This window comes from Pseudovibrio exalbescens DSM 16456, assembly GCF_000422785.1.
Lineage (GTDB): Bacteria > Pseudomonadota > Alphaproteobacteria > Rhizobiales > Stappiaceae > Pseudovibrio > Pseudovibrio exalbescens.
Genome location: NZ_AUGS01000015.1, coordinates 1 through 17,936 on the forward strand (window position 1 = coordinate 1; position 17,936 = coordinate 17,936).

Here is a 17,936-nt window from a genome sequence, read left to right on the forward strand (position 1 = left end):
TCTGGCTCTGGCTCTGGCTCTGGCTCTGGCTCTGGCTCTGGCTCTGGCTCTGGCTCTGGCTCTGGCTCTGGCTCTGGCTCTGGCTCTGGCTCTGGAAGAGTGTTCTGTTTTTCCTGTTCTGTCTGCTTCTCGGGCACTTTTTCCTGTTCATGAACCGGATCTGGCAAGGCCAAAGCCACGGTTTCATCGCCCAGTTGAAGCGTTTCTATTTGCTCTGCCTCGGGTACGGAGTGCTCCGCCTGGACTGACTGTTCAACAGATTCAACAATGGCATCAGGTTCCGGGCTTTGCTCCGGTTTGATCAGGTCAATCGGATCGGGATCCGATTGACGCACCAAGACATCCTCTTGGTGTTTTTTGGGCTCTGGCTCTGGATCCGGCTTTCTTTGCTTCTCCTCCAAGGGGGCAGGCTCTTCATTCACGGTCGGCTCAAGGTTCTGGTCCTGACCTGCAATCAGATCCTCAACCGATCCCGCCAATGCCACGGTCATACCAGCGGCACCGCGCATTTCTGCGGTCTTCTCGTCCTCAGGCCAACGCGATAAAAGCAGCGCATGCGCCCCGACGGAAACCATCAGTCCCACTGTCAATACGCCCCACCCGAGGCCTGGTGTCTTATCCTTCATTCGCCGCCCTCACGGTGACGATTTCAATTTGCTCAATCCCGGATGCCTGCAGCTTTTTCAAAATAGCTGTCAGTTGGGCCCCTTTCAGATTGCGGTCGGCTACGATCAATAGAGGCTCCCCCTCTTCAGGGCGCACGGTTTCAGGCAGAGCGGCCTCCTCAATCACCTGATCCTGATAGTGAAAGACACCGGCTTCATCCACGACCAGGGCGTTCGCGATACGATCTCGTTCATCCTCGGCGCTAACCTGTGGTGGGTCGATATCTCGTGCCACGTCACTGTCGATCGTTCCTGCAACCATAAAAAAGATCAGCATCAAGAATACGATGTTGATCAACGGTATCGTGCTTTCGAAAGCACTTTTTTTGCGGGTAGTCCTCAGCCTCATTCGCTGCTCCCCGCCGTCTGCGCCGACCCAACCAATGTGGGGGAAAAGCCTGCGTCCGACAGGCGTTCAAGCACTGTGATTACATCTTGAAGAAGGGATTTGGGACCCGGCAGGACGGCGACAGGTCGTGCCTGTGACGTGTCAGCTTGAGTGATAACGGACACCATCTCATCAAGTGACACATTGGCACCTTCTATAATCACCAGTTCATCACCTGCGACCATGACCACAATGGGAGCCAAGGCTTCACTGGAGGACTCCTTTGCTCCCGAGGAGACATTCATACGCTGGTAGACTGAAAAGGTTGACGCCAGCATGAAGAACATCAACAGAAGAAAAATTACATCAATCAGCGATGTCAGAGACGGTGCTCGGCTGCGCCGCCGGGTCGATCCGAGTTGCATTCAGGCGACCTCGAGCTTGGCCTTGCGATTGCGAACAGACACCACCGCGCGGTCGTCTTCCGTCGCAGCGCCAGTGAACAGATGGGTCACGATGACTTCCATCGCGGCTTGCTCACGCTCCACTCGACTTTCGAAAAAGGTGAGCATGACGGAAGTTGGAATGGCAACGGCAAGACCCACCGCTGTTGTTAACAGTGCGACCCATATACCGCTCGCCAGATCCGACGGATTGACCTGCGCACCTGCATCAGCCATGGCCTGAAAGGCGGCGATCATACCCAAAACAGTACCAAACAGACCAAGGAGAGGTGCAATCTGAGCAATCATTTCCAAAGCCCGGAAATGGCTGCGCAGGCTATTCAAATGCAGCAAGCAAACCCGCTCCACATCCTCTCGTACCAGAGATTGCTCCAGTGCATTGTTCTGCAAACCGCGCATGGTATGCGCCGCAGCGTTTGACACAGGAGAGCGATGGCGCTGAACGGACTTGTAGGCTTCCTCGCGGTATCCCTTGCGCCACAGCTCAACGGCCGTCTTGGCGGTTTTGTGGCGACCAAGCCCGGCACGCAGAAACTGGATCATCTTTGCAACGATCAATGTCAGGGCTGCAACACTCAACACCAGCAGCAAGCCGACAACAAACCCGCCCTTGTCCAGCAAGTTGATAATCGGCTCGAGATAGGGTGCCGTTTCGGTCGGTGTGATAGATGACAACACGGATCAGTCCTTTTTGATCTCTTTGCATTTTGCATTACGCAGCGATTCAATACCCATTCAGGATAACAACGCAGCCCTTTGCCTCTTCAAGGCACCTGCCCTTTTGAGGGCTAGGGTCCACCCATAGCAAATCAATACAGCAATTTGCAGGCTGCTTCATAGGGGCAGCGCGGTTCCTGGAAAAATGTAGCTGGCTGGCCGTCGAGGGAGGAGCGGGTTGGCTTGCTACGTAGTTCGGGCATGACTAAGGTTGCCAAGTGCCAGACGCGAATGACACTCAATGGCAAACAGCCATTGCTTTTGTACTTAAATATGACTATTAAAGTCAAGTTATAAATCACCGGAGGCATCCGGGTGCGCTAAAACTTGTCGTAGAAGCGGGGGCTATAAGTGAACAAGATCGTACATCAGGACTCTGGCGCAGATGGCACTCAAAAGATTGATAGTAAGGCACTTTTCAAAGGAACGCGCGAAGTGAAGATCGCACATAACGATGAAGAGTATCGCTTGACCATCACCAAACTTGGGAAGCTGATTCTGACCAAGTAGCTACGAAAAAGGCCGGTCCAACATTTGTTGAAACCGGCCTTTCGTCACCTTGCGGATGTGATCCTACTTGATCTCACCAATGGACTTGAAGGTGTCTTCCGAGACTTCGAACAACGCATATGCGCCCGGCACATCGCCATTTTCATCGAAGTCCAGATCACCCGAGGCCCCTTTGTAATCAATCGCAGTGCCTTCAGCGATCAGGCCTACCGCCTTTTCCCATTCACCAGGCAGAATCGGCTCTCCCTCGCCATTGGAAACTTCGCGCAAAGCGGTCGCGATTCCGGCCTTGTCGCCACCTGCCTTCTCAATTGCGAGCGCCATCAGGAAACCTGCGTCGTAAGATGTTGTCACGAAGATGGCATCCGGGTCACCGCCCACATTGGTAAACGCGTCACGGAACAGATCAAGGCTGGTGGAGGCTGTACCAACTGGAGAGGACGCAACGAAAGTCGTCAGATTTTCCGCACCCAGCTCGTTGATGACAGCTTCAGACTTCATGCCATCACCGCCAACGAAGTTCTCGAAGAAGCCGTTTTCCAAAGCCTGACGCAAAATGGTGAGACCCGTGCCATCTCCATAATCGAAGATTACAAGTGTATCGGCACCACCACGAGACAACTCGGCTAGGTTGGAGCGGTAAGACGCCTTGCCTTCTTCATGCGCGGCGTAGCCTGCAACTGCACCGCCATTGGCTTCGAACTCATCCTTGAAGGATTCCGCAAGTCCGGTGCCATAGTCGTTGTTCAGATACGCAACAGCAACCTTGCTGGTGCCACGCTCGAGAAGCGCACGTGCCAGCGCGCGGCCCTGATAGTCATCGGACGGGACCGTTCGCATGACAGTGTCGTTGTCTTGAAGGCCGGTAATTTCCGGGGATGTGCCAGATGGCGTCAGGAGTGTAACGCCCGCCGGAACCGATACGGAATTTGCAACGGCCAACACGGCGCCGGAACAATGAGGACCAACAAGGCCGATCACCTGCTCCACATTCACCAGCTTGGTCGCGCTATCCACACCGTTTTGCGGATTGCAGGCGCTGTCGCCAACAACGGCCTCGATGGACTGTCCACCCAGAATGCCCCCTTGGTCGTTCACCTGCTGAAAGGCCAGCTGAGCAGCGTCCAGCATGGGCGGAGCCATGGCGGCGATCGGACCCGACACGCCCCCAAGAAGGCCGACCTTCACGTCCGCAAGCGCGGATTGTGCCGTTAGCGCCGTAGCACCGGCAAGAGTAGCTGCAAATGCAAGATGCGTAAGCTTCATGTTCACTAACCTCCGATTGGTATCATTCTCCCCCCACAGACGGGGATTATTCTGCGGCGGATGCATCAGACGCCTTGTTGGCATCAGGCACCTTCTTCTTTTTTTCGTGATTGCTGTAATCGGGTTCGGGCAGGATGCCCTCCGGCCGAAAGCGCAGCACCAGCTGAAGCATCAAACCGATGATGAAGATGCGCATATACTTGGCCTTGATGGCGTATTCCTGAGGTAGTTGATCTGTTACCAGCTCGGACATGGACCAGATAATCCAGACAACCGCCACCCCGAGAATGGCCCCCCGATTGTTTCCAGAGCCTCCCAAAATCAACATGATCCAGATCAGAAAAGTCGCAACCATGGGATCAATGGCTTCGGGCGTTATCGAGCGATTGAAGTGGGCAAACAATGCACCTCCCAACCCCATCAACGCGGCCCCGAACACAAAGGCTTCAAGGCGGCGTTGTTCTATATCTTTGCCCATGGCGGCGGCAGCGGCCTCGTTGTCGCGAATGGCGCGCATCATGCGTCCCCACGGGGCCTTGATCTGACGTTCGACGAGAAAGTACACCAAGCCAACCACGGCGATGATCAGTGCCAAATAGGCCAATTGGGATTGGAAGTACGGCAACTCGCCAAACGGCCTTGGCACGTTGTTGATGCCGCGCGCGCCACCTGTCATCCAGCCTTCCGATTTCACGACAAGGCGGATGATTTCCGCTACACCGATCGTGGCAATGGCAAGATAATCCGAGCGAAAACGCAGACATACCTTCCCGATGGGCCATGCAATCAACGCCGCACACACCATGGCCCCAATCCACCCAACGACGATGGGCAGATCATATCCACCCAACCGACCATCAGCGGCGGGCGAGGTAAAAACAGACGACGCATACGCCCCGACCGCAAAGAACCCCGCAATGCCGGCATTGAACAGGCCGGTAAAGCCCCATTGAATGTTCAGCCCCAAGGCCAGGATGGCGTATATGCCGATGAATATCGCCATGTACACTGCATAGTTGGCAAGTCCGATGAGTTCCATGAGCGACCTCCCTAAAGGACCTTGCCTTTGAGCAGCCCGGTGGGGCGCACAAGCAGAATGAGCAACAGAATAGCGAAGGCCAGCGCCGCCTTGTATTCGCTTGGAATGACAAGAACCGACATTTCTTCCACCACACCGATGATGAGTCCGCCGATAACGGCACCTTCCACGCGCCCCACACCGCCCAGAATGGCAGCGGCAAACATGGGGAGCAGCATCGTCCAGCCCATCAACGCCTTGAGCTCAGTGTTCAAGCCAAGGAAGAAACCCGCCGCCGCACACAACATTCCGACAATGGCCCATGTCAGCATGGTCACCTTGCGGTTATCGACGCCGGACAGAAGAGCCAAATCCGGATTATCGGACATGGCACGCATGGCCTTGCCCCACTTGGTGTTTTGCAAAAACACCCAGAGCACACCAACAATCGCGAACATGGCCACGAATGTGTAGAGCTCGCGATCCCGAATGCGCAGTCCCCAATAGCTTTCGGGGCGCACAATGCCGCGCGTGTAGGTTTCCGTATCCACGCCCCAAAACACCTGAACGATGGCGCGCAACATCAGTGCAATACCAAGCGAGGCCATCACAGTCAGGATTTTGGGCCGCTCCCGCAGATAGTCGTAGAAATAACGGTCAAGGCCAATCGCGACGGCACCCGCTGCAACCATCGCAAGCGGGAGGGCCACCCAAACGCTCACCCCTAAAGCTGTGACAAAGGCCAAGGCTGCAAACGCACCAAAAGTTGCCAGATCGCCGTGTGCAAGATGAGCAAAGCGCAAGATACCAAAAACCAGTGTAATCCCGACAGCGCCCAACGCGTAAATGGAGCCCAGAACGACCCCCGGCACAAAATAGAAATTTATGAGGTCCATGAAAGTCATGTGATCACCCACCCAGGAACATTTCAGCGACTTCACGGTCGGCCAGAAGATCTGCCGCGCGTCCCTCGTGCCGGTTTTGACCGGCCGCAAGGACATATCCGCGATCAGCGAAAGCCAATGCCTGTTTGGCGTGTTGTTCAACCAAGAGAATGGAGACGCCCGCATCGCGTACACCGCGCGCGATCTCGAAAATCTGTTCCATGTACTTGGGAGACAAGCCAGCCGTGGGCTCATCCAGCAACAAAAGCTTCGGATCCAACATCAACGCCCGGCCCATGGCAACCATCTGCCGTTGACCACCAGAGAGATTGCCCGCCAAAGCCCGGCGCCGTTCGCGTAAGTCCGGAAACAACCCGTAAACGCGATCATAGGCCGCTGACAGATCACCCTTTGACAGAAAGCCGCCCATCTCAAGGTTTTCATGAACCGTCATTTCGCGGAAAACGTTATTGACCTGAGGCACATAACAAACGCCATGCTGGACAATGCGGTTAGGTTTCCACCCGGCAATATCAGTCCCGTTGAAAAGAATGGTTCCACCACGCACCTTCAGCAAGCCGAAGATGGCTTTCATCGCCGTTGATTTACCGGCGCCGTTCGGTCCAACGATGACAACAATTTCCTTGTCAGCCACATTCAACGACACGCCGTGGAGCACATCAGCATCGCCATACCCCCCTCGCACGTCGCTCATGGACAGAATATCCGTTACGGGAGTATGCAGCATCATGCTGTCTCCCCGTATGCGACTTCGCCCAGATAGGCTTCCAGAACTCGCGGATCTGAACGAACCGTCTGGAAGTCGCCAGAAATCAGCACCTGCCCTTCAGCCATACAAATCACCGGGTCGCAAAGCTTTTCGATCATTTCCATGTCATGCTCAATCAGAATGAACGTGTAGCCACGCTCCTGATTGAGGATCTGGATTTTCTCTTCCAGTTTTCTAAGCAATGTGCGGTTAACCCCTGCGGCAGGCTCATCAAGCAACACAAGCTTGGCGTCGGTCATCATCGTTCGACCCAACTCCAGCAACTTCTTCTGCCCCCCGGACAGATTCCCGGCCCGTTCCGTGGCAACGTGGGTCAACTCCAGAAACTCAAGCGTTTCCATGGCCCGTTGACGCACCACCTCTTCCTGCGCACGCACCGCGCCGAAACGCAACCAGTTGGACAAAAGGCTTTCACCTGATTGTTTGGGCGGCACCAGCATCAGATTCTCGAGCGTGGAGAGTCGATGAAATTCATGCGGGATTTGAAAGGTACGCACCAAGCCGCGATGAAACAGCTCGTCTGTGCTGAGTTTGGTAACGTCCTCGCCTTGAAAGCGGATCGTCCCCGACGAAGGTTGAAATGCACCAGCAATCAGATTGAACAGTGTTGTCTTGCCTGCCCCATTCGGCCCAACAAGACCGGTGATGGTTCCCGCGTCCACTGAAAACGAACAGTGATCGACAGCCCGAAAGCCGCCGAAGCTCATCGTCAGCTCCTTGACGTCCAGCATCTTGTCTCCCCATGCGAGGCAGGCCGTATTTTGTTATTGGCTCTGCCCCTGTTCCCCCACTCGATCCTCTGCCTGATGACCTGAAATGCCGATCGCCCAGCCAAAGCCCGAATGTTTCCTCTGAATTTATAGTAGTATTCGAATTTCTAACGGTTTTTGCGTAGCGTTGCCAGCGAAACCGGCGGCTGGCCGCCTAGTTCCATTGGCTATGTTCTTGTCCCACACCAGACAAGCCGTTCAGGCCGTTAGGTCACCGCAGCCCGAACACTGTATTCCGGCTTGTCCCATTTGCGGAACTTGAGCGTATCTTCAAGAATTTCAGCAGCTCGCACAACATCTTCGAGCGAGATGTAAAGTGGCGTGAAGCCGAAACGGATGATATCTGGCGCCCGGAAATCACCAATCACACCCGCTGCGATCAACGCCTGCATGACGGCGTACCCGTTCTGCGAGCGGAAAGACACCTGGGAGCCGCGCACATTCGCGTCTCGTGGACTTGCAAGCTCAAGCTCCGGACAACGCGCTTCCACTTCAGCGATGAACAACTCACACAGATCGACGGAACGCGTGCGAATGTCTTCCAGATCCACATCATCCCAAAGATCCAAAGCTGCATCCATAGCAGCCATTGCCAGAATAGGCGCTGTACCTACCCGCATCTGGTCAATGCCGGAGGCAGGTCGATAGTTCAGGTCAAAATCAAACGGCGCTGCATGCCCCCACCATCCAGCGAGAGGGGTGCGCATGGTTTCATGATGTTTCTTGTTGGCGTAAACAAAGGCAGGCGCCCCAGGACCGCCATTGAGGTATTTGTAGCCACAGCCAATGGCAAAATCCGCATCACATGCGTCCAATTTGACTGGAAAGGCACCTGCGGAATGGGCAAGGTCCCAAATCGCCAAAGCTCCAGCGTCGTGTGCAGCTTTTGTGAGGTGCTTCATGTCATGACGACGGCCTGTGCGATAGTCAACCTCCGTCACCATCATGACCGCGATGGTGTCATCGAGCGCCGCCTCTACCTCTTCGGGCGCGACCAGCTTCAATTCGTGCCCTGCATCCAATAGCTGGTTCAATCCCTGCGCCATGTAGAGGTCCGTGGGGAAATTCCCGGTATCAGAGAGAATTACTTTGCGGTCTGGACGCAGTTTCAGTGCAGCCCCCAAAACCTTGAACACGTTGATGGAGGTGTTGTCTGTACATAGCACCGTACCCGGCGCAGCGCCGATCAGTTGACCAATACGGTCCCCAATGGTGCTTGGAGTGTGAATCCATCCATGATCATTCCACCCACGGATGAGACTTGTGCCCCACTGGTCATTGACCACACGCTGAACCCGCTCAGCCACTCCTTTTGGCAAGGCGCCCAAAGAGTTTCCATCCAGATAAATGACATTTTCCGGAAGATTGAACCGGGTCTTGGTTGCCGTAAAGTCCGTTTTGGTTGGACGCACAGTCACGTTCTTTTGACTACTCACCGTCGATAGTTCCCCGTTATTTATAGCTAGCAACAAGCCACCCACCTGCGGCAAATTTGCATTTGTAAGCAGTTTTCCGGTATACGTTGGTGAGGGCAAGTACATTTTAAGGGGACGTTGGCGAGAAATTCTCAAGAAAAATAGGTGGCCTCAATCCACCTGCCGTTTTTGGAATTTGTCGCCTCAGAAACCTTGTGGACAGCCTGTACGCTGCGGAAATTTTTGGTTTTTTGATATATTTCCGTGTTTTACCGCACTTGAGAAAAATAGTATTTGGCCAGATATCTAGACAAATATTATTCACTAATAACCCAGACGCCGGGAAACGGGTCTGATGAGGAATACAAGGGATGAGCAAACCCATCGCCCATTCAAAACGCCCATTTTTCGAAGAAGGGGAACAGTGCGCCGCGCTGCCTTTCCGCATGGGCAAGAAGGGGCGGCCTGAGATCATGCTTATCACCTCGCGGGAAACAAAACGCTGGATCATTCCCAAAGGCTGGCCCATGAAGGGTAAGTCGGACCCTGAAGCGGCGGAGCAGGAAGCTTTTGAAGAAGCTGGCATCAAGGGCAAGATCGGCACCAGAAAAATCGGCAGCTACCACTACCTGAAACTGCGCAGTGACCGAGATCCAGTTCTGTGCGAGGTGAGCGTTTTTCCTTTGAAGGTAAAAGGCGAAGTCAAGAAGTGGCCCGAAAAAGACGAGAGATGCCGTCAGTGGTTTTCGTTTACCGAGGCCGTAGATCTGGTTGACGAGGACGGTTTGAAAGAGCTGCTATTGGAATGGGAAGACATCCTGACCAGTTGACCCTTGGCGTCAACCTTGGTTTGCGGCGTCCTGACCAAGCCACTCATGTAATTTTTGCATAATGCTTCCCTTTGCAACTGGTTTGGCCAAATAGTCATCCATACCTGCCGCAATGCATTTGCGGCGATGTTCCTCTGTGGCATTTGCTGTCAAAGCGATGATGTGGCAAGGCGCGCGCTTTTCATCCCGCTCTATGTCACGAATCAAACGCGTGGCCTCATATCCATCCATTTCCGGCATGGATACGTCCATGAAGATCAAGTCTGGCTGGTAGTGGCGAAACACCTCAACGGCGGATTTGCCATCGCCAGCCAGCACCACGTCCACTGGCTCCGTGTCGAGGTAGGCTTTCATCACCAGTTGATTTGTCGGTGTATCTTCAACCAATAGCACACGCGCGCCCTCTGGAATGGTCAGCTTCTCTTTATTTCGACTGGCAGCCGTCTGTGGCTCATGTTCGATCACGGTTCGGCGTTGGTCATCAGGCACCAATGGCAATTCAACGGAAAAGGTGGTCCCTTCTCCGAGGGCAGAGACAACACTAATCTCCCCGTCCAGCAAATCGACAAGGGAGTTGGTGATGGCCAGACCCAGCCCCGTGCCAGCGTATCGACGCACAGACCCTGTCTCCACTTGCCGGAACTTTTCAAATATCAACGGCAATTGGTCTTCCGACAGACCAATCCCAGTGTCCGAGACTTGTATCCGGATGCCACGCAGCAGCACTTCAGTTGTGTCATCCACGGTTACTGTAACGCGACCTTCCTCGGTAAACTTGACGGCGTTGCTGACAAGGTTGGAGAAGATCTGCCGGATCAAGGCGGGATCTGAAATATAGCGTGTGGGGAGCGTCTCTGGATATATCAAGTCCAGCTCAAGGCACTTGGTAGCCGCGCGATGGTAGTTGATGTTGAACACCGATTGCAGCAACGCCTTTAGATCGAAATAGTCCACATGAACGGTCATCTGACCCGCCTCGATCTTCGAGAAATCAAGGATGTCGTTGATGATCTCCAACAGTGCGCCGGAGGAATCCTGAATCATTTGAGCAAACTGGTGTTGGCGCGTGTCCAGATGGGTTTCGAGCAATAACTGACTGATACCAATGATGCCGTTCAGCGGGGTTCGGATTTCATGGCTCATGTTAGCCAGAAATTCAGACTTTGCACGACTGGCGCTTTCAGCGAGGCGGGTCGCCTCCCGCAGTTCTTCCGTGCGTTTGAGAATGCGCACTTCCAGCTCTTCCAGAGTGTGCGAAAGCGCCTGATTGGCCATATACAGTTCGCGTGATTTATCCTCCAACAGCCGCTCGGCTTCCTTGCGAGCCTTGCGCTCGCGCTCAAGTCGGCGCTGGAACCTGTATGCGTCCATGAAAATCAGATCCGTCTGAGCGTAAAAGTTGCCGAACTGCCGTGCCGATCCTTTGGTTGAAACAGGTCTACTTCCACCTTTTGGCCGAAGTGATCTATGCACCCAAGGATGAGACCATGTGCAAGGCTGGCAAACGGTCGTTTGGACTCGTAGTGCATAATGAGTGTGCGCTCATCCGGAGCCGAACAGTTGAAACGCGGCAACTCGGCATGCGGATACAACTTTCGCACTTCACGGTGAATGTAGTTTTCGATGGAGGCAAGAAACGCGAATGTATCGTCTGCATCCGTGAAAAACTCAGGATAAAGCACTGTAAAGCGACCAAACAGATACTGCCCGAACCGCTGGACAAGCTCATCAGCAGGTACTCCGGTTTGCTGGCTGAGCTGCGCTATCAGCGTGAGGATCTCGCTGTGATGGTACTCACCAACCGCTGTGTACGCGCCTCCACTGGGCAGGGCATCTTCCACCGCTTCGAAAACCTGGTCTGCAACATCAGGTGAGAACTCCTCCTCCACCATCTCGATGAATTCGGCAAAGACCACTCCGAGCATCATCCGCCTCTCTCGTTTTTATTGGTTGGGCGTTGCTTCTGGCATGACCTTAGGGAAGGAAAGAGAAAATCCCCTTAACGAACAGCGTGTTTTTTAAATGAATGAAGGCAAACACAATTCTTGCACCCGTTTGGACGCCCCGAGGATTTTCAGAGGAATCAACAGATTATCACTGGCGCTCCCTGTCACGCCTGCCTAGGTTTGAGAACACTGCTCAACACCCAAGTCAACTGCATGGAAGTGCAAGGCGAAAAGCGAACCAAACGGAGGATGGAGTGAAGATTGCAGCCGTAACCATTTCAGACCGGGCCACCTCTGGAGAATATGAGGACAAGAGCGGCCCAGCCATTCTGGACTACATGAAAGCCGCCGTGACAGTGCCTTGGGAGCCAATCGCCCGCGTCATTCCCGATGGGATTGAAAGTGTGCGTGACTGCCTGACAGAGTTGTGCGATGAGGTCGGTGCGGACTTGATCCTTACCACGGGCGGCACTGGTCCGGCCCCGCGCGACCTCACACCTGAAGCCATGGCACTGGTCATGGAGCGCGAACTGGCTGGCTTTGGCGAGTTGATGCGGCGTGTAAGCCTTGAGGAAGTCCCCACAGCGATTCTGTCACGGCAAACCGCCGGAATTCGCGGCAAGAGCCTCATCATTAATTTACCGGGCAAACCTTCAGCAATCAAAACCTGTCTTGATGCCGTGTTCCCTGCCGTACCCTATTGTCTTGATCTCATTGGCGCCGGACGGATCGAAACGAACCCGGATGTTATTGACGTCTTTCGACCGAAAGCGAAATAACCTCAGAAAAAAGACAGCGCACCCTGAGGTGCGTCCAGCTCTCGCGCTGGTTTGGGATTGTCACTCATTCCAAGTGAGATGAAGCAGAGAAACCTCTCATGAGGCCCCAGTTCAAGGCCGTTGCGGAAAATATCGGAGCGCGCGGCCCGGCCTGTGGTTATGCGACTTGAAAACCCCAATGCGGTTGCGGTCAGGAGCATGTTTTGCAACGCCGCACCTGCGGCGATCAATTGCTCATCCTGCGGAATACCGGTTTCCAGATCGTCCTTGACAGCACCAATCATGATAAGAAGTGTTGGACCTCGGAAGGCCTTCTCACGGACACGAGCAATCCGATCCGGCGTGACGTCCGGATTGTTTTGGTGCTCGACCGCTTCGAACAGCTCCGCCAGGCGCTGGCGGCCTTTCGGCGTTACCTCGATGAATCTGAAGGGCTTGAGGCCTCCATGATCAGGCGCCGTGCTTGCGGCACATATCAACTGGTGCACTTGATCGGGCGAGAGCCCCGGCGGCCTCATGGATTTAAGCGATGCCGAGCGACGTCGCGCCATGCAGTTCATGAGATTCAAAAAGAGATCGCTTGGGTTTTTTGCTGTCATGCCAGCACTTTGCCACGCAATAGGGCAGCCATAAACGCTACATGCAAGCTTTTTAACCAATTTTGATTTTTGGGGAAGTGGCGCACCGGGGAGGATTCGAACCCCCGACCCCCAGATTCGTAGTCTGGTGCTCTATCCAGCTGAGCTACCGGTGCATATAACAATGTGTTGCGCCCGACCTTAATGGCTATGCGACGCTTCAACAAGACAACTTGAGAAAGAAGACTTGAAGAAATGGCGCACCGGGGAGGATTCGAACCCCCGACCCCCAGATTCGTAGTCTGGTGCTCTATCCAGCTGAGCTACCGGTGCAGGCCGTGTGTTCCGTGCGGAACGGGGCTCTATCTATCCCCGATACCGACGGTTGGCAAGCGCTTTTGTATCTTTTTTTTGTCACTCCACTCGTTTTGGGGAAAAACGACTATCGGAGCTGGCGAACCTGTGGGCATTTGGCGAGCCATCCTCGGACCACGCGGCTTATTGCTTGTTATTTAAGAGGAATCCCGGCCTCGTCTACGGCTCTTTCCGTAGGCGGCCATTTGCATCCTTGGGAAACAGCCGGGCAATCTTGCTCTTCTGTGTGGGGCGTTGATGGTGTGGCAGCGTGATGACAAAACAGGCCCCGGGACCGGCCTGGTCGCGCAAGGTGAGTGTGCCTTCATGGGCCTTGACGATTTCCGCGGCGATCGCGAGCCCCAAACCGGTTCCGCCTGATTTTCCGGCGGTGTGGAATGCCCGAAACAGGTTCTCACGCAGGTGATCAGGCACTCCCGGCCCCGTATCACACACAATGATTTCGACCGTATTGCCTTTTTCCTCTGCCGCGATCGATATGCGTTTGATGACAGAGATGTCGACGGTCTTGTCTTCTTGCATGGCCTGCAAGGCATTGCGACACAGGTTCATGATCACGCGGAAAATCTGCTCAGGGTCGGCGTCAATTTCGAAGTCCTGCGAGATCGCACTTTCAAAGCGAATATCAGAGTTGGTGCCGATCCCCAACACATCCTCCACATCCGAGATGATATCCGCCAGACGAATTACCCGAATGTTGGGGGCTGCTTCCTGAGCCTTGCCATAGGACATAACCGCTTTGGTATAGCCCGTTGCTCGGTCCAGAGTGGCCAAAAGCTTGGGCGCGATACGTTGTACCGTTGGGTCCGGCAAGCCCTCCAGGCGCTCGATGAACAGCTGTGCTGAGGAGAGAATGTTGCGCAAGTCATGGTTGATCTTTGAAACCGCAAGGCCAAGATCTGCAAGTTTTCGTTGCTGCTTGAGGGCCTGATTGAGCTTGGTTTCCATCTCGGCCAATTGACGCTCGGCTTCGCCCAGTTCGTCTGCTCTCCCACTTGGCTGGATGATCGCAACCTTGTCCTCGGGTTCACGCGCAAATCGCGCCATTGATGCGGTCAGGCGCTGCATGGGCCGAAGGAATAGCCAGCGCAGCGATGAATACACCAAAGTTGCGGTAATAATGGAAATAACCAGCGATAGCTGTAGAATGTTGAGCGAATAGGCCAACAGATCTCGTCGCATGTTGGCGATCGGAATGACCATATCCACCTGCCCGCCGCCCATTCGCACATCACCAATTACACGAAGATTGCCGGTTTTCACGCCAATCAACGTCTGAAAGCTGCAGGCGATGGCGGACCACGGCGTCTCATTCTCCATGACAATCGTGTCTGCAATGCCTTCCGGAGGCTCGTTCATGGCGATCAGTCGTCGCATACCCTCGTGATTGAGGGAGATCGCCACAGCGCCTGTGGCATCAAGCAGTTCTTGCTGCACCCCGGCAGAGACCGAACCGGCATCCTCAATCAATGCACCTGCAACGCCAGCAACCGCCAGTTTATCCTGCAGCCACGTATTGCGAAAGTTGGCAATGGACGGAACAAAGATCAGCACTTCGCTGAGCATCACAAACAAAATGGTCAGCACCAGCAGCTTGCTGGACAACCCAAAGCCCATGCGCCGTCCAGATGGACGTTGCACAGTTTGGTGCGCCTGCTTGTCTGCTTCGATGCGATGCCGGTCCTGCACGGTTCCCACTTCATTCTGAGGCTTGGCTTGTCAGTTCTACCAGATAACCGTAACACCGCAACTTGCCAAATCTTTGACCTTCAACCGAATTTGCGAAGTAAAGCGAGGACCCGGCGGATCCACGGTTTTTCCGCAGCTCCAGCATAGTAGGAAAGCGCAGCCCGCTTGAGAACTTCAGACAGCGTTGGGTATGGTAACGTCAAATCCAGAAGCGCCTTGATGTGAAGCCGCCGCGATATCATCAGCGCAAGAGGAGCAAGAAGCTCTCCCGCGTGGGGCCCGACGATATCAGCTCCCACCAACCTGCCGCCTTTGCCGACCAAAAGCTTGACCTTGCCTTCAGCCTGTCCCTCTGTGAGGGCCCTGTCATTGCCGGAGAACTCTGCGGTCAAGACCTTAAGTTTATTGCCATGAGCCTCGCGTGCCTCAGCCTCTTGCATTCCAATATGCGCAAGCTCCGGGTCCGTGTAGGTAACAGCCGGCACGACAAGGCGGTGATGGTTGACGGGCAACCGGAAAAGCAGCGAGCGAACCACCAACGACGCGTGTGCGCCAGCCAAATGGGTGAACTGCTGTCCGCCGATGACATCACCAATGGCATATACCTTTTTGTTGGAAGTCCTCAGCCTATCATCAACCTTGATGCCGTTGGCATGGGTCGCAATGCCGGCAGCCTCAAGGCCAAGCCCTTTTGTATTTGCAACTCGTCCTGCCGCGATGAGAATGTGGGAAGCGTCAAGTGTGCGTGTGGCGTCAAGAAAAGCACGCACGCCCCCATTCACTTTCTCCAGGCGCTTTACCTTCACGCCCTCCATTATAGCCACCCCTTCTGCACGCAGTTTATCCAGAACCAGAGAGGCAAACTCAGGATCGGCCGCCCCAAGCGCGCGAGCCGCTTCCACCACCGTGACCTTCGCGCCGAGCCGTCGATGAGCCTGAGCCATTTCCATACCAATCGGTCCACCGCCAACAATCAACAAATGCTCCGGAGTTCGCGTCAGCTCAAAGAGCGTTTCATTGGTAAGGTAAGGCAGCGTCTCCAAACCGGGAAGCGGAGGCACAAATGCGGATGATCCCGTGGCGATAACAAAACGCCGGGCCCGTATTGCTACCTCGCCAGCCTCGACCGTATTCGCATCGACAAAACGTGCTTCAGCCTTGATGACGGTTACACCCAATCCTTCAAAACGTTCTTCGGAATCGTGTGGCTCAATGGCAGCGATGACACTGCGAAGATGAGCGTTGGCCTTTGAGAAATCGATCGAGGGTTCGTTCGCCTCAACACCATACTTCTCGGAGGTTCTATGAGCCTGCGCTGCCTTGCCAGCCGCAATCAGAGCTTTCGATGGCACGCATCCATAGTTAAGGCAGTCGCCGCCCATTTTGCCCTTCTCGATCAGGACAACGTCGACCCCAAATGCCGCGGCAGCAGCTGCGACCGTCAGACCGGCAGACCCTGCTCCAATGACACAAATGTCCGGGGTGAGAGTGTTTGTTGCCATGCCTTTTCCTGATGCCGATACAATCTATCGGTTATTATCGCGATTAACATGAGGTTCACCGGCTCCACCCTGCGCGGCAAGCCTTTGGCGCAAATGATTGGTTAACGCCGGTATCAAAGCCACAATGCCCAATGCAATCAACGCCCAGACAATCTCCGGCGTAATGAGAGCACGCAACTCGATCTCGCAGGTCCCTGCGGCAGCGCAGCCGGGATTGAGCGCTTCCTGAGCCTCGACAACACTGCCAAGCCCTGCACCAACAAATGTATACGCAAAGGTTCCGGGCAAGATGCCGATGAAGGTTGCCATCAGATAGGTCGGTAGACTCACATTGAACAAAGCCGGCGCGATATTCACCAACCAAAACGGAAAAACGGGCGTGAGACGCAGGAACAAGAGGTAGCTGAAGGCGTTCTGGCGGAACCCGGAGGCCATCTTCCCTATAAAGGGCCCAGCACGTTCCTTCAGCGTTGCTCCCAAGGAAGATCGTGCGGCAATAAAAAGAACCGTCGCACCAATTGTGGCGCTGACTATCGTCATCATGCCACCGAACAGCCACCCGAACATGAAGCCACCGGCAATGGTAATAAGTGAAGCTCCCGGAAACGACACAGCGACAGCAACAATATAAATAGTCATGTAGACAACAGCGATACGTACCGGATGGTTCACCACCCAATCTTGCAGTAGCTGTTTGTTCCGAATGATCTCACTAAGAGACAAATGATGATGCCAACCTTGGGACACTCCGAGTATCAAAAGCACCAGGAGCAGGCCGAGCGGCATCCATCGCAACATACGTCCCTTACGCCCGCCCGCCGCCTTGGCAGCCTTTTCCTTGTCTTTCTGGTTGGACACACTCGCCCCTTTCCGCTTACACCTTTCGCTTGTGCAGTGCTGCAGGACGACGATTACCCGGCGCAGCGAATCCCCCAGCCTGCCTCTACCATCAGTCCTAGCGTTTTTATCGGGTCCGGGATAATCACAGGTTCGTGGGCTTTTGTGAAATACGCGAGTCCATGCCCATTCCCGCAATTCCGCCTGCGCCTGCGCAAAGAACAACGCTTGAACTGCGCCAAAATGCGCATTTTCCGTCCGGCTCAATATTGACTTGACCGGCTCCGGCTAATATAAGCGCGCTCGACTAGGATGCACATCCCTCGCCGTCACTTGACTGATGACCCGGCCTGAAAAGGCTGCATTGAGGGGTGCGCACTAACTGAAAGATTTTTCGGGGCCATAGCCCTGAACACTGGGTAGAAAAAAATGAAGCGTACTTATCAACCAAGCCGCCTCGTTCGCAAGCGGCGTCATGGGTTCCGCGCACGCATGGCAACCAAGAGCGGTCGTCAGGTGCTTTCTCGTCGTCGTGCCAAGGGCCGTAAGCGTCTGAGCGCTTAATCTCGGCGA

At 54.6% G+C, this 17,936-nt stretch carries 19 protein-coding genes, 2 tRNA genes and 1 pseudogene; 4 read left to right on the forward strand and 18 right to left on the reverse strand.

Translation table 11 applies throughout. The features are described from left to right. The 4 genes and pseudogenes from G512_RS22795 to G512_RS0110905 all read right to left on the reverse strand — a co-directional run. Window positions 1-626: pseudogene (locus tag G512_RS22795) on the reverse strand (hypothetical protein); the annotation flags it as partial. After that, window positions 616-1,014: an ExbD/TolR family protein gene (locus tag G512_RS0110895; protein WP_028481747.1), complete on the reverse strand. Its 399-nt coding sequence runs from the start codon at window positions 1,012-1,014 to the stop codon at window positions 616-618. The pseudogene G512_RS22795 and the gene G512_RS0110895, both read right to left, overlap by 11 nt. Then, entirely contained in the window at window positions 1,011-1,418 is a 408-nt protein-coding gene (locus G512_RS0110900) for an ExbD/TolR family protein (protein ID WP_028481748.1), read from the reverse strand. The genes G512_RS0110895 and G512_RS0110900 overlap by 4 nt, the downstream gene beginning before the upstream one ends. Next, window positions 1,419-2,135 carry a MotA/TolQ/ExbB proton channel family protein gene (locus tag G512_RS0110905; protein WP_051269226.1) on the reverse strand — a complete coding sequence of 239 codons (717 nt, stop codon included), beginning with the start codon at window positions 2,133-2,135 and terminating at the stop codon, window positions 1,419-1,421. A gap of 390 nt (window positions 2,136-2,525) precedes the next feature. Here G512_RS0110905 and hemP point away from each other — a divergent pair, with 390 nt between their 5' ends. Beyond that, complete coding sequence (hemP, locus tag G512_RS22405; protein WP_073833076.1) at window positions 2,526-2,684, forward strand: hemin uptake protein HemP; 159 nt, start codon at window positions 2,526-2,528, stop codon at window positions 2,682-2,684. A 63-nt stretch (window positions 2,685-2,747) separates the two neighbouring features. On the opposite strand, the gene G512_RS0110915 is transcribed toward hemP, so the two are convergent. The 6 genes from G512_RS0110915 to kynU all read right to left on the reverse strand — a co-directional run bounded on the left by G512_RS0110915 (window position 2,748) and on the right by kynU (window position 8,848). Beyond that, the gene (locus G512_RS0110915; RefSeq protein ID WP_028481750.1) at window positions 2,748-3,950 is read right to left on the reverse strand and encodes an ABC transporter substrate-binding protein; all 1,203 of its coding nucleotides are present in this window, start codon (window positions 3,948-3,950) and stop codon (window positions 2,748-2,750) included. Between the two features lie 46 nt (window positions 3,951-3,996). After that, on the reverse strand, window positions 3,997-4,989 hold the full coding sequence (locus G512_RS20810) for a branched-chain amino acid ABC transporter permease (RefSeq protein ID WP_081657451.1): 993 nt from the start codon (window positions 4,987-4,989) through the stop codon (window positions 3,997-3,999). An 11-nt stretch (window positions 4,990-5,000) separates the two neighbouring features. Further along, complete coding sequence (locus G512_RS0110925; protein WP_028481751.1) at window positions 5,001-5,873, reverse strand: branched-chain amino acid ABC transporter permease; 873 nt, start codon at window positions 5,871-5,873, stop codon at window positions 5,001-5,003. A 4-nt stretch (window positions 5,874-5,877) separates the two neighbouring features. After that, complete coding sequence (locus tag G512_RS0110930) at window positions 5,878-6,603, reverse strand: ABC transporter ATP-binding protein (RefSeq protein WP_228130501.1); 726 nt, start codon at window positions 6,601-6,603, stop codon at window positions 5,878-5,880. Further along, a complete protein-coding gene (locus G512_RS0110935; protein WP_028481753.1) occupies window positions 6,600-7,373 on the reverse strand; it encodes an ABC transporter ATP-binding protein in 774 nt (257 codons plus the stop codon). The genes G512_RS0110930 and G512_RS0110935 overlap by 4 nt, the downstream gene beginning before the upstream one ends. A 245-nt stretch (window positions 7,374-7,618) precedes the next feature. After that, window positions 7,619-8,848 (reverse strand): kynureninase, encoded by a 1,230-nt coding sequence (gene kynU, locus G512_RS0110940; RefSeq protein ID WP_407636265.1) that lies wholly within the window; start codon window positions 8,846-8,848, stop codon window positions 7,619-7,621. Window positions 8,849-9,198: 350 nt separating this feature from the next. On the opposite strand from kynU, the gene G512_RS0110945 reads away from it, so the two are divergent. Next, entirely contained in the window at window positions 9,199-9,657 is a 459-nt protein-coding gene (locus tag G512_RS0110945) for an NUDIX hydrolase (RefSeq protein WP_081657453.1), read from the forward strand. A 9-nt stretch (window positions 9,658-9,666) separates the two neighbouring features. Here the strand turns inward: G512_RS0110945 and G512_RS20815 are convergent, their stop codons facing one another. Continuing rightward, a complete protein-coding gene (locus G512_RS20815; protein ID WP_051269228.1) occupies window positions 9,667-11,028 on the reverse strand; it encodes an ATP-binding protein in 1,362 nt (453 codons plus the stop codon). 5 nt (window positions 11,029-11,033) lie between these two features. After that, window positions 11,034-11,585: a heme NO-binding domain-containing protein gene (locus tag G512_RS0110955; RefSeq protein ID WP_051269229.1), complete on the reverse strand. Its 552-nt coding sequence runs from the start codon at window positions 11,583-11,585 to the stop codon at window positions 11,034-11,036. A 272-nt stretch (window positions 11,586-11,857) separates the two neighbouring features. On the opposite strand from G512_RS0110955, the gene mog reads away from it, so the two are divergent. Then, window positions 11,858-12,382, forward strand: coding sequence for a molybdopterin adenylyltransferase (gene mog, locus G512_RS0110960; protein ID WP_028481757.1), 525 nt, complete (start codon window positions 11,858-11,860; stop codon window positions 12,380-12,382). Between the two features lie 2 nt (window positions 12,383-12,384). On the opposite strand, the gene G512_RS20820 is transcribed toward mog, so the two are convergent. From G512_RS20820 to G512_RS20825, 6 genes are all read right to left on the reverse strand, one after another. Then, entirely contained in the window at window positions 12,385-12,981 is a 597-nt protein-coding gene (locus G512_RS20820; protein ID WP_051269231.1) for a nitroreductase family protein, read from the reverse strand. A 78-nt stretch (window positions 12,982-13,059) separates the two neighbouring features. Next, window positions 13,060-13,136, reverse strand: a tRNA-Arg gene (locus G512_RS0110970). Window positions 13,137-13,216: 80 nt separating this feature from the next. Further along, window positions 13,217-13,293: transfer RNA gene (locus G512_RS0110975), tRNA-Arg, on the reverse strand. A 201-nt stretch (window positions 13,294-13,494) separates the two neighbouring features. Continuing rightward, the gene (locus G512_RS0110980; RefSeq protein ID WP_208975001.1) at window positions 13,495-15,024 is read right to left on the reverse strand and encodes a sensor histidine kinase; all 1,530 of its coding nucleotides are present in this window, start codon (window positions 15,022-15,024) and stop codon (window positions 13,495-13,497) included. An 80-nt stretch (window positions 15,025-15,104) separates the two neighbouring features. Continuing rightward, the gene (locus G512_RS0110985) at window positions 15,105-16,526 is read right to left on the reverse strand and encodes a dihydrolipoyl dehydrogenase family protein (protein WP_028481759.1); all 1,422 of its coding nucleotides are present in this window, start codon (window positions 16,524-16,526) and stop codon (window positions 15,105-15,107) included. Between the two features lie 24 nt (window positions 16,527-16,550). Next, complete coding sequence (locus tag G512_RS20825) at window positions 16,551-17,384, reverse strand: TVP38/TMEM64 family protein (protein ID WP_051269233.1); 834 nt, start codon at window positions 17,382-17,384, stop codon at window positions 16,551-16,553. Between the two features lie 408 nt (window positions 17,385-17,792). Here G512_RS20825 and rpmH point away from each other — a divergent pair, with 408 nt between their 5' ends. Further along, window positions 17,793-17,927 carry a 50S ribosomal protein L34 gene (gene rpmH / locus G512_RS22410; RefSeq protein WP_073833078.1) on the forward strand — a complete coding sequence of 45 codons (135 nt, stop codon included), beginning with the start codon at window positions 17,793-17,795 and terminating at the stop codon, window positions 17,925-17,927. Window positions 17,928-17,936: the final 9 nt, after the last annotated feature.